A 15,463-nucleotide genomic window follows, 5' to 3' on the forward strand; every position below is an offset into this window, starting at 1 on the left:
CGCCCCTTTTTTTCACTGCAGCCAGGTTATTGCAACGAATCGGAAAGGATTCGCGGTGTAACGAAGATCAGCAGTTCGGCCTTGTTGTTTTGACGGTTCGTGTTGCGGAAGAGGACGCCCAGACCCGGAATATCGCCCAGGCCCGGCACCTTGTTCGTCGTATTGGACTTGGTGATCTCGTAGATACCGCCAAGGACCACCGTCTGACCGTTGTCGACCAGCACCGAGGTGTTGATCTCGCGGGTATCGATCGAGGGCACGAAGCCACCGCCCGGCGACGGGGTCTGGCTGGCCAGCGCGTCCTTCTTGACGTTGATCTTCAGATACACGCGGCTGTCGGCCGTGATCGTCGGGGTGACGCGGAGTTCGAGCACGGCGTCCTTGAACTGGACCGTCGCGTTCTGCGCACCGCCGCCCGAGCTCGAGGCCTGGTAGGTCACGTAGCCGATCTGGGTACCCTGCTTGATCACCGCTTCCTGCTGGTTGGCGGTAATGACACGCGGGCTGGAGATCACTTCGCTACGGCCTTCGGTCTGCGCCGCCGAGAGTTCCAGGTCAACCGCATAGTTCGCCCCGAGGATGCCCAGGCCGATGCTGCCAGCCGGGTTCGAGACGGGCAGGTTGACGTTGTAACCACCCGGGAAGGTAAGCGTGTTGTCCGTCTGCGTACCGTTGTTCAGGTTGTGGACGTTGGTCAGCAGACCCGGCGTACCAAGCTGCGTGCCGGTACCGCTGCTCAGGTCCGGTGTCGTGCCGATGACCTGGCCGCCCGGGTTCGTCTTGAACGCCTGCACGCCCCAGCGAACACCGAGCTGACGGGTGAACTGGTCGGTGGCGACGACGATGCGCGACTCAATGAGCACCTGCTGCACGGGACGGTCGAGCGTCCCGATCAGTTCACGCAGGTCACGAATCTTGTCCGGCGTGTCGTTGATCAGCAGGGTGTTGGTACGGTCGTCGAACGAAACGCTGCCGCGGGTCGAGAGGAAGCCTCGCGAACCACCCGATGACGAACCGCCACCACCCGAGCTCTGCATGCTTCCCGAGGTCAGGAGCTTGGCGATGTCTTCCGCCTTGCCGTAGCTGATCGGGATGTAGTCGGAGATCAGCTCCGCCGATTCCTCGGCCTTCTGGCGCGCATCGGCGAGGCTCTGCTCGTAGTTGGCGAGTTCGGCCTGCGGGGCGATCCAGATGACGTTGCCGCTACGACGCTTGTCCAGGCCCTTGGCACGCAGGATCACGTCCAGTGCCTGGTCCCACGGCGTATTGACCAGGCGCAGGGTGACACTGCCACCGACGCTGTCGGACGCGACCAGGTTGAGCTTGGCTTCGTCGGCGATCAGCTGGAGGGCCGAGCGCACCGGAATATCCTGGAAGTTGAACGTCAGTCGCGAGCCCGAATAGGTCGGTTCCTGACCCTTGGCGGCCTTGCCCGTCAGCGCGGCAGTCTTCTTTGCAGCGACTTCGATCACATACTCGGTGCCGCTCTGGTAGGCGGACGTCTCGATTTCACCCTTGGTACGGATGTCGAGGCGGGCGCCGCCCGGGGAGGCCTTGGAGTCGATCGACTGGACCGGCGTGGCGAAGTCGAGCACGTCCAGACGCTGGGCGAGCTTTGCCGGCAGGCTGGAACCCGCCAGGCTGACGATCACGTGATCGCCTTCGCGGTGCATTTCCGGCGTCGTCGCGGTGCTGCCGAGGGTCACGATGACGCGACCTTCGCCATTCGGACCGCGCCGGAAGTCGATGTTCGACACCGGGATACCCGCACTCGAGGGGAGTGCCTTGGTCGGGTCGGACACGATGGCCGTGGTCGTCGTCGCGCCGGTCGGACCGTTGTTCACGGTGACGATGAGGTTCTTGCCCTCGGCGCGCGTGCGGTAGGCCGATTCGCGGAACAGCTCGATGGTGACGCGAGTGCGCCCACCGGCGGCGACCACCGAGACACCCGCCGTGGAGCCCTTGGCGATGTCGATGTGACGACTGCTGAACGCGTTGGTCGTGTCAGGCAGATCGATGGCGATGCGTGGCGGATTGTTGGTCGTGAAGACCTTCGGATCCGGCGCATTTTCAGAGAACGCGAGGGTCAGTTCGATGCGCCCCCCGGGCTGTGCATCGTAGCTGACATTCTGCAGGGCGTTGGCCGCCGATGCGGTGCCTGCGAACACGCCGGTGAAAGCAAGCGTGGCGCCGAGCACCCAGCGGCGCGCGCGCTGGCGCGCGCTACCCGGCAGATGATGGAAGTTGGTCGTCATGTGCGTCATCCCCGAGTTCTTATTTTTCGCCGACCGCGATGCTTGCCGGACGCTCCATCCAACCGCCCTGGCCGTTAGGCACCAGTTCGACCAGATCGATCCGATCCTCCCCGACGGCCGTCACGCGACCGTAGGCCTGCCCCATGTATTCATTGCGGTGGATGCGATGGATCACCCCACCCGGATCTTTTACGAGAGCTTCGAGACTGGAACCAGCACCCACCGTGCCAACCATCTTCAGGGTGTCGAGCGAGAACATCTCGAGCGGCTCCTTGGGACGGTTCTCATCCGGCCGCGGCCCCGAAGACACGTTCGTGTCCATTTCAGCCGTGCTCGGGCTGAACGGGTCGCGAGCGCCCTGGTCCTGGTAAGCGAACGTCTCGAACGTGCGAATCACCGGAAGAACCGGAATCGGCTCCCCCTTCTTGTGCTTTTCGGCGTCGACCCACTCGCGCAGGTCCGACGTTCCTTTCGTGCAGCCAGCCAGGGCGAGGGCCGCGAAAAGCATGGAAGCGGCAGGCCGCAGCTTGATGGACATAGCGTTCATCACTTGGCCCCCTTGATCGGAGTCGCCGGGGCCGTGGTCTCGTCGTCTTCCAGGTAGCGATAGGTTTTCACCGTACCCTGGAGAACCAGCTGACCGGAGTTGGCGCTGTTCTTATCGCCGGGCTTCGGCGACAAGGACACGTCGTGCAGCGTCAGGATGACGACGCGAGGCAACGACGCCACGCCACTGATGAACGTACCGAACTGGTGGTACGTGCCGACCATGCGCAGCGTGATCGGTTTCTCGGCGTAGAAGTCTTTCGGTGTCTCCGGACCCGGCTGGAACAGCTCCGTCTCGATGCCGGCGGCGAGCGCCGTCTGCGAGATGTCGATGAGCAGCTCGGGCATTTCCGTACGGCTGGGCAGCTGGCGCAGCAGGGTGCGCAGCATGTCCTGCATTTCGGTCAGCTGCTGCTCGAGGGCTTCCAGGTTGGCGGACTTGGCCTGTTTCTGGGAGAACTCGACCTTGAGCGACTCTTCCTTGGCCTCTGCCGAAGCGAGGTCATCCTGCTGCGTGCTGATCTCGAAGTACCAGCCGGCGAGCACGACGACCACGAACAGCAGGCCGGTGAAGAACAGCTTGATCGACTTCGGCCAGCCGCCGACGTTATGGCGATCGAGGTTACGCAGATCGTCAAAGAACTTCATGGCTTGGCTCCTGCCGTGGTGGCGGAAGCCGGACGCGGTGCAACGGCCGGAGTGGCGGCCGGGGCCGCGGCGGCGGTCGTCGAAGCGGGAGCGGTGGCGGGCTTGCCGACCACGGCATTCGCCCCGTTGACCAGTGCCGCCGGAACCGTCGCGACGGACGAAGCCGACGCCGGAGCCGCGCTGCTGGACGGGCCTGCCGGCGCGCCATCCGGCGTATCGCCCGGATGATTCAGGCGAACGTCGAGCCCGAACACGTAAGGCATCCGCGAGGCGTCGTGCGTGTTTTCGGTCTTGCGCAGGTCCGCATGGCCCATCCACGGCGACGCTTCGATGTTGCGCATGTACTCGGCCACGCTGGAGTTGGACTGCGAGACGCCGTCGAGGCTCATCGAGTCACCCGACTGCTTCATGCCTGCCAGGCGTGCGCTCGACGGGATGGTCTTCACCAGTTCGTCGAACAGGTGGACCATCTGCGACCGGTTCGCCTGCAGCTGCTCGATGATCTGCTTGCGCTGGAGCAGGCCCGCACGGACCTTTTCGAGGTCCTTGATCTTGGCGATGCGGTCGTCGAGCTGCTTGATCTCGCCCTGCAGGTACGTATTGCGCTCGGCCTGGTTGTCGATGCGGGCGTCCATCCAGAAGGACCACGCGATCAACACCACGAGAGCGGCGCCAAACGCCATGCCGAGCTGGATGTAGAACTCGCGTTCGCGGAGTTTGCGCCGCTCGGCGCGCCAGGGAAGCAGGTTGATATGTGCCATCAGTCGAAGCTCCTCATGGCGAGGCCGACGGCAATCATCAGCGCGGGCGCATCCTGGGCCAGGGTCTGGGCCTGGACACGGCTGGAAAGCGCCATCCGGGCCAGCGGGTTGGCGACGACGCAGGGCACGCTCAGCTGCTGCTCGAGAAGTTCCGTGATCCCTTCGATGGACGCGCAGCCACCGGCCAGGACAACCTGGTCGACGCGGCTGTACTCGCTACCGGCGAAGAAGAACTGGAGCAGACGGCTCACCTGCTGGACCAGCGATTCCTTGAACGGCTCCAGGGCTTCCATCTCGTAAGACTCGGGCAGGCCACCCTTGCGCTTGGCCCGACCCGCTTCCTCGTAGGAGAGACCGTAGCGACGCATGATCTCGTCGGTGAGCTGCTTGCCGCCGAAGACCTGCTCGCGGGAGTAGATCGTCCGCTGGTTCTTCAACACGGCCAGGGTGGTCATGGTGGCGCCGATGTCGACGACCGCCACCAGGGCATCCCGGGAGACCGCCAGCTGGTCGGCCACCATGGCGAAAGCGTTCTCCATGGCGAAGGCCTCGACGTCCACGACCCGGGCAGTGAGTCCGCCCAGGTCGAGCGCGGCGATGCGCATGTCCACGTTCTCGGTCCGCGAGGCGGCGAGAAGGATGTTGTTCATCTCGGGATTGTCGCGAACCGGCCCTACGATCTCGAAATCGAGGCTAACTTCCTCGATCGGGTAGGGAATGTACTGGTTCGCCTCGACCTGGATCTGACCTTCGAGGTCATCCTCCGAGAGGTCGGCCGACATGGGAATGATACGGGTGATCACGGCGGAGCCGGCCACGGCAGCAGCGCCGTGTTTGAGCTTGGATCCGGATCGGGCCAGTGCCCGCCGAATAGCCTCGCCCACCGCTTCGACCTCAACGATGTTCTTTTCGACGACGGCATTGGGCGGCAGCGGCTCAACGGCATAGTGTTCGACGCGATAGCGTCCACCTGCCTGACTGAGCTGCAGCAGCTTTACTGCGGTCGAACTGATGTCGACGCCTATCAAAGGCGCCGCCTTGGGTGTAAAGAGCCCCACGTTGTCCCCCTTCCCCGCGCCTTTGTCGGAATTGGTCTTCGGCGCGAAGGCATTAGATCTAAAACTTAACAGATTGGCAACGGGCGAAATCGACCCTTACCGGCACTAATTCACAAATCCTGTCACTGGGTTAGCGAAAACCCTTCACTGCTGGTCGAGCGTCCCCCAGCCCTTCGCGTCCCCGGCTTAGCTCTATACTCCGCCACGACCCACACGGCGGTGACCCCTTCCCCCTCCATGCGAATCCTCAAGCGTCTGCTGCGCATTGCGCTGTACCTCGCCCTGGCCGGCATCCTTTTCGTGGCAGGCGCCATTGGCGTCGCCTACTGGCTGCTGGCCCCGCGCCTCCCCTCGGTCGCGGTCCTGCGCGACTATCACATGCAAGTTCCGCTCCGGGTACTGAGCTCCGACGGACGGCTGATCGCCTCCTTCGGCGAGACCCGACGCATTCCGGTGCACATCGCCGACGTGCCGGCACGGCTCAAGAATGCTGTGTTATCGGCCGAAGATGCCGATTTCTATAGTCATCCGGGCATCGACTGGCACGGTATCGCCCGCGCCGGCATCCACGTCATCGTGTCCGGCGGCGACAAGGGCCCCGGTGGCTCGACCATAACGCAGCAGGTCGCACGCAACTTCTTCCTCAGCCCCGAAAAGCTTTATTCGCGGAAACTGACGGAAGTATTCATCGCCTTGCGCATGGAGAACGAGCTCACCAAGGACCAGATCCTGGAGCTCTACATCAACAAGATGTTCCTCGGCCATCGCTCGTACGGCCTCGCGGCGGCGGCCTCGTACTACTACGGCAAGACGCTCGACCAGCTGACCGTGGCCGAGAGTGCCACCCTGGCTTCGACCTTCCAGCTGCCCTCGGTGGTCAACCCGCTGAACAACCCCAAGCGGATGATCGCCCGTCGCGACTGGGTGCTCGGCCAGATGCTCTCCAACCGCTTCATTACCCAGGCGGAGTACGACGAGGCCGTCAAGGAACCCAACGACGCCTTCCCGCACGAGCAACAGATCGAGGTGGACGCGCCGTATCTTGCCGAAATGGTGCGCCAGCAGGTTCTGGAGAAACTGGGCAATGACGCCCTTACCGAGGGCTACGTGGTCCACACCACCGTGCCGAGCGACAGCCAGGCGGCCGCCAACGATGCGCTCCGCGGGCGGCTGTCCGCCTATGACCGGCGCCACGGCTACCGTGGCCCGGAAGGTCATGAAGAGCTCTCTGCCCAGGCTGGCCCCGAGGACTACGACCGCGTTCTCGCCGGCTACACGAGCGTGGCGGGCATGATGCCGGCCATCGTCACCGAAACCGGGGCGAAGGAGGCGACGGTGTACCTGTCCGCGAAGGAGTCGGCGACCTTGAGCCTGGACTCGATCGCCTGGGCCCGGCCCTACGTGAATGAGGGACGCGCGGGCGCGGCACCGACGCGTGTCGACGCCGTCCTCAAGCGCGGGGACGTGATTCGCCTCATCCGCAGCGAGAAGGACGACATCAACGAAGACGCGAAGGCATCGGACACCGCGAAGGCCACGACGGAAGCGAAGCCCGATCCAGGCAAGGGCGCCTGGCACCTGACCCAGATCCCCGCCGTGCAGGCCGCCCTCGTCTCGGTCGACCCCGAAGACGGTGCCGTCCGTGCGCTGGTGGGTGGTTTCAGCTTCCTTCGTTCGAAGTTCAACCGTGCCGTGATGGCAGCGCGCCAGCCGGGTTCGAGTTTCAAGCCATACCTGTATTCGGCCGCCTTCGAGCGAGGCTTCACGCCCGCCTCCATCGTCAACGATGCGCCGGTCGCTTTCCCCGATCCGTCGCGCCCCGATGGCATGTGGACGCCGGCGAACGACGACAACAAGTTTGCAGGGCCGATGCGCCTGCGCGAGGCGCTGGTGCAGTCGAAGAACCTCGTTTCGGTTCGCCTGCTCGATGCCATCGGCGTGCGCTATGCCCGCGAATACATGACGCGCTTCGGCTTCACGCCGGACGCCCTGCCACAGAACCTGTCACTCGCCCTCGGCACCGCATCGGTCTCGCCAATGAGCATGGCGCGTGGCTACGCCGTATTCGCCAACGGCGGCTACCTCGTCACCCCGTATTTCATCGCGCGCATCGACGACCGTGACGGTAATCCGGTGTACCTCGCCAACCCGGAACGCGCCTGCGCGGATTGCCAGGAACGCTTGCTCAATCCCGCTCCGGCCGGCCCACCGACCCAGCCTTCCACCGCCCTCATTCCGGCCAAACCGGCGGCTGCCAGCAGCACGGGGGGTAACGGCACGGGCGATGCCGTGCTTCCCGCCGATGCCCACGCCGACCAGGCGAAGGTGCCGAAGCTCGCTCCCCACGTGATCGACGTGCGCAACGACTACCTGGTGACGTCGCTCATGCAGGACGTGATCAAGCGCGGCACCGGTTCGGCAGCGCGAGCCCTTGGTCGCGACGACCTCGCCGGCAAAACGGGCTCGACCAACGACCACCGCGACGCCTGGTTCGTCGGCTTCAACGGCGACGTTTCCACGGCTGTCTGGGTCGGCTTCGACGACTTCAGCTCGCTCGGTCGGGGCGAGTTCGGCGCGAAGGCCGCTTTGCCCATCTGGATGGACTACATGGGCGCGGTACTCAAGGACAAGCCGTCGCACACGTTGGCCATGCCGCCAGGCATCGCCACGCTGCAGATCGATGCGGGTTCGGGCCTGCCCTCACCGGGTGGCATGAATGAAATCATGAAGGTCGAGGATGTCGACCGTCTTCGCGAGCAGGCAACGCAGAAACAGCAGGAGGAACAGCAGGACCACGCCTACGATATTTTCTGACGTACACATACACACCACACGGGGGTGAGTCATGGCACGAGGCGAGCACCACAAAATCCACGCACAGGACCGGACGCAGCGTCATCGCGCCCTTGTCGCCCAGGAAGCGGCGCGCCTGATGAGTGAGCACGGTATCCGCGACTTCCACCACGCTAAGGTGAAGGCCGCCGAGCGACTCGGCATCGCCGACACGCAAGCACTGCCCCGTAACAACGAGATCGAAGATGCGCTTCGCGAACATCAGCGGATCTTCAAGGCGGATTCGCAACCACAGGCCTTGCGCGCGCGACGCGAAGCCGCTGTGGAAGCGCTGCGGTTCCTCCGCGGATTCGACGCTCGACTGGTAGGCGCCGTCCTCGAAGGCACGGCCGATGAACACTCCGCCGTTTGCCTGCATGTCTTCAGCGACGATCCGGAAGCACCGGTGCTGTTTCTCCAGGAGCAAGGCATTCCCCTGGAGACGCAGACGCGGCGGCTGCGCTGGTCGGGCAACGAGCAAAGCGAGCATCCCGTGTTGCTCTTCGGCGCCGACGGCATCCCGTTCGACCTGACCGTGCTGCCGCTGGATGCCCTGCGTCAGGCACCGCTGGACCGCGTGGACGACCGACCGATGCGCCGGGCGACCGCGTCGATGGTGCAGGCATTGCTTGCCGAGGAAGACATCGAGGCGTTCAACGCGTCGACACCTGCATTTGATCGGTAGGAGCAAAAAAAGGTTCTTCGCGGAATGCCGGGGACGCCGAAGACGGTGAGGCGCAGAGCCTTCGGCGTGCAGGCGTGGCGGCGCAGAGCGTTCGGCGCGCAGGCGTGGCGGCGCAGAGCGTTCGGCGCGCAGGCGTGGCGGCGCAGAGCCTTCGGTGCCCACCCTCGATGCTCAGACACGTCCTCCGCGTTTCGTGCCGGAAAGGCCGCTGCGCGGCCGTGTACTTATTTGGCCTACGGCCGCTCCACTTGTGCGGAACTCGCCTCGAGGGTGGGCACCGAAGACTCTTCCCATCCCTGAGGTTCGTGTGGGTCGAGACGAAGCAACGCCGCTTCGGCTGCTGGCTCGTCGGCATCGCCCAACGGTCGACCCCAGCGCGCTGAGATCGTCCGCGCGAGGCAGCGCAGCGGCGAGGAAAACGCTCGCCGCGCCGGAAATGACGTATCTGCACGACCGCCGTAACGGCCGGCTTCGGCGGCAACGCCCACGCCCAAAGGCTCTCCGTCCAGCTGACCGTCGCGTCGTGAGAGACCTTGGTGTCCACCCTCGAGGCGAGTTCCGCACAAGTGGAGCGGCCGTAGGCCAGTAGGTACATGGGCCGCGTGAGCGGCCTTTCCTTGTCGAACGCGGAGGACGTGTCTGAGCAGCGAGGGTGGACACCAAGGTCTCCCCGCGAGACGCCCAAGTGTACGAAGCGACGGCGAAGCCGAGCCCGCGAGGCCGAAGGCGAGCCAGGTGCGAGGTGCGAGGTGCGAAAGAATGCCCCGACCGAAACCCGAGCGCCCGGGCCCGGTAATCCGCGATGAACCAAAAAAAACCCCGCTTTCCGCGGGGCTTTTTCTTCTTAGCGCTTGTCGTTCGGTGTGTAGTCGCGAACGTCGGCGCCGGTGTAGATCTGGCGGGGACGACCGATGCGGGCGCCCGGGGTTTCGTGCTGCTCGATCCAGTGCGAGATCCAGCCGGAGGTGCGCGCGATGGCGAACATCACGGTGAACATCTCGGCCGGGATGCCCAGTGCCTTGTAGATGATGCCCGAATAGAAGTCGACGTTCGGGTAGAGCTTGCGCTCGACGAAGTAGTCGTCCTTCAGCGCGGCCTCTTCCAGCTTCATCGCGACATCGAGCAGCGGATCGTTGACGCCGAGTTCCTCGAGCACCTTGTGGCACATCTCGCGGATGATCTTGGCGCGCGGATCGAAGTTCTTGTACACGCGGTGGCCGAAGCCCATCAGGCGGAAGGAATCGTTCTTGTCCTTCGCGCGCTTGACGGCGGTCTCGACCTTGTCGGCGGTGCCGATCTCGCCGAGCTGCTTGAGCACGGCTTCGTTCGCACCACCGTGTGCCGGACCCCACAGCGCGGTGATGCCTGCGGCGATCGAGGCGTACGGGTTCGCACCGGTCGAACCGACCAGGCGGACGGTGGAGGTGGAGGCGTTCTGCTCGTGATCGGCGTGCAGGATGAACAGCAGGTCGAGCGCCTTGGCGACGACCGGGTTCAGCTCCAGCGGCTCGCTCGGCACTTCGAACATCATGTGCAGGAAGCGGGTGACGTACTCGAGGTTGTTGCGCGGATAACGCGTCGGCCAGCCGATCGAGTGACGGTAGATGGCGGCGGAGATCGTCGGCATCTTCGCGATGAGGCGGATAGCAGCGAGCTTGCGGTCTTCCGGGTTATCGACATCGAGCTTGTCGTGATAGAACGCCGACAGCGAGGCGATCGAACCGGCCAGCATGGCCATCGGATGCGCGTCGTGGTTGAAGCCACGCAGGAAGAACTTGAGGTTCTCATGCATCATCGAGTGATGCGTGATGTCGTGCTCGAACTTCGCGAACTCGGTCTTGTTCGGCAGTTCGCCGTTGAGCAGCAGGTACGAGGTCTCGAGGAAGGTGGACTTCTCGGCGAGCTGTTCGATCGGGTAGCCGCGGTACAGCAGGACGCCCTTGTCACCATCGATATAGGTGATGGCGCTCTTGGTGCTGGCGGTGCTGCCGTAGCCCGGATCGTACGTGAAGTAACCGGTGTCCTTGTACAAGGTGCCGATGTCGACGCACTCGGCGCCAAGCGTGCCACCGATGACCGGCAGTTCGCTCACGGGCTTGTTGGATTCATCGACCAATTTGACGGTTTTGGCGTCGGACACGGCGAGCTCCTCTTTCTCTCTGTACCCGTTCCGCCAGCAACTGGCGAAACGTAGCGATGTTGGGAAAAACGACCCCGGGGGAGAGGTGTCGTACCGGCCGCCGCGTGCGGCCGAAGTTCCCCATTATCGCACAGAGGCTATTCAAACGTCCGTTGGCCAGCATCCGAATCGCACACGCAAAAAGACACGGGGCAAGCCGTGGGCTCGCCCCGTGTCTGTCTATCCTCGCGAAACGCCACCCCGCAGGCGGCGCGCGGATGGAACCGTTTTACTTCTGGCCGTAGCGCTGACGGAACTTGTCGACGCGGCCGCCGACGTCCAGCGTCTTCTGCTTGCCGGTGTAGAACGGGTGCGAGTGGCTCGAGATATCGAGCTTGATCACCGGGTATTCGTTACCGTCTTCCCACTTGACCGTTTCCTTGCTGGACATGGTCGAACGCGTAAGGAACGCGAAATCGGACGACAGGTCCTGGAAAACGACGGACTGGTACTTCGGGTGGATGTTCTCTTTCATGGCGTGACTCTAAGAATTAGCGGGGTGAAAAGAGCGGCATTGTAACCAGCGGTGGTCGGGACATCAAGTCCAGCTCCTGGCCCGCCGCCGGGGGATCGCCGATGAATCGACTCCTACAGGGGCAGCGATCAGGCGACGCCTAGCGCCTGGGCAATCAATTCGCCAAACCGGGCCTGGTCCACCTCGAGCACGATCCGGGCGTTCGGCTTGCCGCCGAGCCTGCGATGCCAGTCGACCACGGTCGCACCGCGGGTGAGCCGACCGTCCAGTTCGATGGCCACATGGCGCGTCTCGGCGCGGGTCACTATGTCCGGGTCCAGTGCCACGGCCATGGCGAGCGCGTCGGCGGCGATGAAGCCCGTCCGCTCGTGCTCGGCGTTGAAACGGCGGGCCGTACCGAAGATCTTTTCAAAGAAGGAAGCGCGGGCGTCGCCGGCGGCGACCCAGCCTTCGTAGGCCTCGTCGGAGAAGGCATGGCGCACCGTCGCCTCCCAGTCGACCAGGTCGAACGCCTCGAAGGCCTCGAAAACCACATGCGCGGCCTCCGGGTCGAAACCGATGTTGAACTCGGCCGGTATCTTCCCGGTATTCCCATGCCCGGTCACCGCGCCCCCCATGACAACGAGGCGCTTTACGCGCTGCGGCAGGGAAGGATCGAGCCGGACCGCCAGGGCGAGATTCGTCAGGGGACCCAGGGCCACGAGCGTCAGCTCACCCGGTCGTTCACGGGTCAGTCGGATCAGCGCGAGGGCCGCGTGCTCCGCCTGCACGGGATGCGCCGGCTCCGCGAAGCCCACATCGCCGAAGCCGTCGGCACCATGGACGAAGGCCGCATCCTCCTCCGGCGCGCGCACCAGCGGCGAGGGACAACCGCCGAACACCGGCGTCTTCGCCCCGACCAACTCGACCAGCGTGCGCGCATTGCGCAACGTGTGACCCAGCCCGACGTTACCGGCAGCGACGGTGAGCGCCGTTACATCGGCGTGCTCGTGCGCCATGAGGATGGCGAGGGCATCGTCCACGCCGGGGTCGGTGTCGATCAACAACGAGGGTCGGGTCATCGCAGGTCAGGTCCGTGAGCGGCCGGACAGCATACCGCCGGCCGCCCGGTTCAGACAGCCTGTGACGACGTGGCGTCGACGCCTTCCAGGTCGAAACCCAGCTCCCGCGCCACCTGGCTTACACCCGCGCATGCGGCGTCCAGCGCCGGCGTGCGCTGGGCGATGCGTGATCGCAGGTCAAGCGTGCACGCCAGACCCATCTGCAACAGGTCGGCGTGTGCGACGTGCAGCGTGTCGGCCTGCGGCTGGGTGAACAGCCCCACCGAACGCAGCGCGTCGATCAACGTGCTGCTGGACGTCGTGTCGAGGATCGCCGGATGCTCGGCCGCGTGAGCCAGCACCATGCCCTGCAGCACGAACTCGATATCGATGAGTGCCCCTACGCCCTGCTTGAGGTCCAGGCGCATGGCATCCGAACGATCGCGCTCGGCACGCCAGCGCCGCCGCATCGCACTGACCTCAGCGATCACGCGGCTGCTATCGCGCGGCGTGGAAAGAATGTCGCGGCGTATATCGGCGAGCACACCACCCAGCCGCACGTCGCCCGCTACCGCTCGTGCGCGCAAGAGGGCCTGGTGCTCCCAGGTCCATGCACGATCGCGCTGGTAGGCCTCGAAGGCATCGACACTGGCAACCAGTAACCCTTTCGAGCCATCTGGCCTCAGGCGCGTATCCACGTCATAGAGCTTGCCGGCGTGCGTTTGCGCACTCAGCCAGTGCATGACGCGTTGGGCAAGGCGCTGGAACCAGCGTGTCCCGTCAACCGGTCGGGCACCATCGCTCATCGCGTTGGCGAGCCTGCCGTCGTAGACGAACACAAGATCGAGATCCGAGGCGAAACCGAGCTCCTCGCCACCCAGGCTGCCGTAGCCCAACACGGTAAATCCACCCCCCTCGCCGGGCAGGCGTCCGTGCTGCGCCGTCAGCTCGCGCGTCGCCAGCGCCAGCACGGCGGCCACGATGGCCTCGGCAAGGCCCGCGAGCCGACGCGCCGTGGCCGGCGCGTCGGCTCGCCCGTCGTTGAAGGCCAGGCCGAGACGGAACGCGATGCTCGAACGGAACTCGTTGAGCCGTTCCAGCTCACGCTCCGCGTCGCGTTCATCCAGCGTGCCCAGGGTGCGCGCGATCTCCGCGGAAATATCCGCGCGCTTCAGCGGAAGCTGGTCGATGCGCGGATCGAGCACGTCGTCCAGTAGCAGGGGCTGCGCGATGACGCGCTCCGCCAGAAAGGCACTGTCGGAAAAGACGCCGGCAACGCGGCGCCGCGCATTCGGCTGCTCGTCGAGCAAGGCAAGGTAAGAGGACCGTCGCGCCACGGCCTGCACCAGCCGGACCATGCGCAGCAGGCTCGCGGACGGCGATGCGCTGGCACGCGCGGCGCCAATGAGCTGGGGCATCAGTCGTTCGAGACGCTCGCCGGAGCGGGCGGACATGGAACGTACCGCTGCAGCCTGGGGAAGTTTGGTCAGCTGCTCCGCGGCGTCGACGGCGCCCGTAAAACCCGAGGCCTCCAGCGTCGCCGCGCTTAGCGAGCCGTCGCGTGCCGCCGTCCACAGTTCGATGTCGGCGACCGGGGCCGTCGCGGTCTGCCCCGCTTCGGGCACGAGCACGGCGGCGAACTCAGCCGAGACGGCCGTGCGGTGTGCCGCCAGCTCGATGGCCAGGGCGTCCCACGACGGATAATCCAGGCCCAGGGCGAGGCGCTCGCGAGACAGCTCGTCGTCGGGAATGTCATGCGTCTGGGCGTCGCGCAGCATCTGCAGGCGGTTCTCCACGCGACGCAGGAACAGGTAGGCCGAGCGGAGCAGCTTGGCACGCGCGGCAGGAATGTAGCCGCGTGCCTCGCACGCACGCAGCGCGGGCAACAGGCCGCGCACACGCAGCGCGGGATCGCGGCCACCGCGGATCATCTGCGTCAGCTGGACCACGAACTCGATTTCGCGAATGCCACCGGGACCGAGCTTGAGGTTGCCAGCGAGATCCTTGCGCGCCACCTCGGCATCGATGAGCGACTTCATCTCGCGCAGGCCGGCGAAGGCGGTGTAGTCGAGGTAGCGCCGGTAGACAAACGGACGCAGCATGTCCTGAAGCTCGCGTCCTGCCGTGCGATCGCCTGCAACGGGACGCGCCTTGATCCATGCGTAGCGCTCCCAGTCGCGACCTTCTCGCTGGTAGTACTGCTCCATGGCGGCGAACGGCAGCGCGAGACGGCCGGCATTGCCGAACGGACGCAGGCGCAGGTCCACCCGTGCACAGATGCCGTCCACGGTCGGTTCCGCAAGCAGGCGCACCAGCTGGCGTGCCTCGCGGATGAAGTATTCGCCGTTGTCGAGCGAACGCGAACCGTCGGTGTCGCCCGCCGAGGCGTACGCCAGGATGAGATCGATGTCCGAGGAGAAATTCAGTTCATTGCCGCCGAGCTTCCCAAAGCCGACGACGACCATGCGCTGCTCGACGCCCGCACTGTCCCGGGGCACGCCGAACCGCGCGTGCAGCGAGTTCTCCGACCAACGCAAGGCGGCGGTGAGCAGGGTCTCGTAAAGGGCGCTTGTCGACGCGAGCGTCTCGTCGATGTCATCGAGACCGTTCACGTCACGAAACACAAGGCGAACGGCTTCCGCATGGCGAAACCGACGCAGTATGGACATACAGCGGTCTTCGTCCGCCGGGAGGTCCAGCAGACCACCGCGCGTCGCGGCGTCTGCGCTGGCGCGCAGCCGCTCCAGGCCGGCCGGCGCGAGCAGCTCCGGCTGGCGGCGGAAGACGTCGAAGGCGAAATCGGAGGCGACCAGCGTACGGCGGATACGCTCGGCGACGCCGGCGTCGTCGTGAACGGGAATCCGGGCAGCCCGGCATGCCGCCATCACGTCTGCGTAACGATGGTCGATGAGTGCGCGTAGTTCTGGGCTTTCGCGCGGAGCCGGCGTGGAGGCGTTCATGAGGTCACCATTGTGCCTGAAGCG

Annotated in this window: 11 protein-coding genes; 2 read left to right on the plus strand and 9 right to left on the minus strand. The window is 65.1% G+C overall.

The genetic code is table 11. The annotated features are described in order from the left end of the window. Positions 1 to 26: 26 nt before the first annotated feature. The 5 genes from HB634_RS19155 to HB634_RS19175 are packed head-to-tail and all read right to left on the minus strand — an operon-like array spanning position 27 to position 5,268. Positions 27 to 2,255 (minus strand): type IV pilus secretin PilQ, encoded by a 2,229-nt coding sequence (locus HB634_RS19155; RefSeq protein WP_213949749.1) that lies wholly within the window; start codon positions 2,253 to 2,255, stop codon positions 27 to 29. 19 nt (positions 2,256 to 2,274) lie between these two features. Continuing rightward, positions 2,275 to 2,802, minus strand: coding sequence for a pilus assembly protein PilP (locus HB634_RS19160; RefSeq protein ID WP_063573072.1), 528 nt, complete (start codon positions 2,800 to 2,802; stop codon positions 2,275 to 2,277). Continuing rightward, the gene (gene pilO, locus HB634_RS19165) at positions 2,802 to 3,449 is read right to left on the minus strand and encodes a type 4a pilus biogenesis protein PilO (RefSeq protein ID WP_213949750.1); all 648 of its coding nucleotides are present in this window, start codon (positions 3,447 to 3,449) and stop codon (positions 2,802 to 2,804) included. The genes HB634_RS19160 and pilO overlap by 1 nt, the downstream gene beginning before the upstream one ends. Then, the gene (locus tag HB634_RS19170; RefSeq protein WP_213949751.1) at positions 3,446 to 4,210 is read right to left on the minus strand and encodes a PilN domain-containing protein; all 765 of its coding nucleotides are present in this window, start codon (positions 4,208 to 4,210) and stop codon (positions 3,446 to 3,448) included. Before HB634_RS19170 ends, pilO begins: the two co-directional genes overlap by 4 nt. Continuing rightward, positions 4,210 to 5,268, minus strand: coding sequence for a pilus assembly protein PilM (locus tag HB634_RS19175; protein ID WP_063573069.1), 1,059 nt, complete (start codon positions 5,266 to 5,268; stop codon positions 4,210 to 4,212). Before HB634_RS19175 ends, HB634_RS19170 begins: the two co-directional genes overlap by 1 nt. 237 nt (positions 5,269 to 5,505) lie before the next feature. Here HB634_RS19175 and HB634_RS19180 point away from each other — a divergent pair, with 237 nt between their 5' ends. Both HB634_RS19180 and HB634_RS19185 read left to right on the plus strand, forming a co-directional pair. Beyond that, positions 5,506 to 8,082 carry a penicillin-binding protein 1A gene (locus tag HB634_RS19180; protein ID WP_213949752.1) on the plus strand — a complete coding sequence of 859 codons (2,577 nt, stop codon included), beginning with the start codon at positions 5,506 to 5,508 and terminating at the stop codon, positions 8,080 to 8,082. Between the two features lie 31 nt (positions 8,083 to 8,113). After that, positions 8,114 to 8,785 (plus strand): hypothetical protein, encoded by a 672-nt coding sequence (locus HB634_RS19185; protein WP_063573800.1) that lies wholly within the window; start codon positions 8,114 to 8,116, stop codon positions 8,783 to 8,785. 844 nt (positions 8,786 to 9,629) lie between these two features. Here the strand turns inward: HB634_RS19185 and HB634_RS19190 are convergent. The 4 genes from HB634_RS19190 to glnE form a co-directional block, all read right to left on the minus strand. Next, positions 9,630 to 10,925: a citrate synthase gene (locus HB634_RS19190; RefSeq protein ID WP_063570990.1), complete on the minus strand. Its 1,296-nt coding sequence runs from the start codon at positions 10,923 to 10,925 to the stop codon at positions 9,630 to 9,632. 268 nt (positions 10,926 to 11,193) lie between these two features. Further along, positions 11,194 to 11,439: a type B 50S ribosomal protein L31 gene (locus HB634_RS19195; RefSeq protein WP_046966218.1), complete on the minus strand. Its 246-nt coding sequence runs from the start codon at positions 11,437 to 11,439 to the stop codon at positions 11,194 to 11,196. A gap of 128 nt (positions 11,440 to 11,567) precedes the next feature. Then, positions 11,568 to 12,500, minus strand: a complete 933-nt coding sequence (locus HB634_RS19200; RefSeq protein WP_063570989.1) for a nucleoside hydrolase — start codon at positions 12,498 to 12,500, stop codon at positions 11,568 to 11,570. Between the two features lie 50 nt (positions 12,501 to 12,550). Beyond that, positions 12,551 to 15,439, minus strand: a complete 2,889-nt coding sequence (glnE, locus tag HB634_RS19205) for a bifunctional [glutamate--ammonia ligase]-adenylyl-L-tyrosine phosphorylase/[glutamate--ammonia-ligase] adenylyltransferase (RefSeq protein ID WP_213949753.1) — start codon at positions 15,437 to 15,439, stop codon at positions 12,551 to 12,553. Between the last annotated feature and the right edge of the window lie 24 nt (positions 15,440 to 15,463).

This window comes from Luteibacter sp. dw_328, assembly GCF_018449605.1.
GTDB lineage: Bacteria > Pseudomonadota > Gammaproteobacteria > Xanthomonadales > Rhodanobacteraceae > Luteibacter.

Bases quoted from the DNA above. Each gene is read 5' to 3' on its own strand.
- HB634_RS19155 (WP_213949749.1), bottom strand. From the start codon at position 2,255: ATGACGACCAACTTCCATCATCTGCCGGGTAGCGCGCGCCAGCGCGCG.
- HB634_RS19160 (WP_063573072.1), bottom strand. From the start codon at position 2,802: ATGAACGCTATGTCCATCAAGCTGCGGCCTGCCGCTTCCATGCTTTTC.
- pilO (WP_213949750.1), bottom strand. From the start codon at position 3,449: ATGAAGTTCTTTGACGATCTGCGTAACCTCGATCGCCATAACGTCGGC.
- HB634_RS19170 (WP_213949751.1), bottom strand. From the start codon at position 4,210: ATGGCACATATCAACCTGCTTCCCTGGCGCGCCGAGCGGCGCAAACTC.
- HB634_RS19180 (WP_213949752.1), top strand. From the start codon at position 5,506: ATGCGAATCCTCAAGCGTCTGCTGCGCATTGCGCTGTACCTCGCCCTG.
- HB634_RS19185 (WP_063573800.1), top strand. From the start codon at position 8,114: ATGGCACGAGGCGAGCACCACAAAATCCACGCACAGGACCGGACGCAG.
- HB634_RS19195 (WP_046966218.1), bottom strand. From the start codon at position 11,439: ATGAAAGAGAACATCCACCCGAAGTACCAGTCCGTCGTTTTCCAGGAC.
- HB634_RS19200 (WP_063570989.1), bottom strand. From the start codon at position 12,500: ATGACCCGACCCTCGTTGTTGATCGACACCGACCCCGGCGTGGACGAT.
- glnE (WP_213949753.1), bottom strand. From the start codon at position 15,439: ATGAACGCCTCCACGCCGGCTCCGCGCGAAAGCCCAGAACTACGCGCA.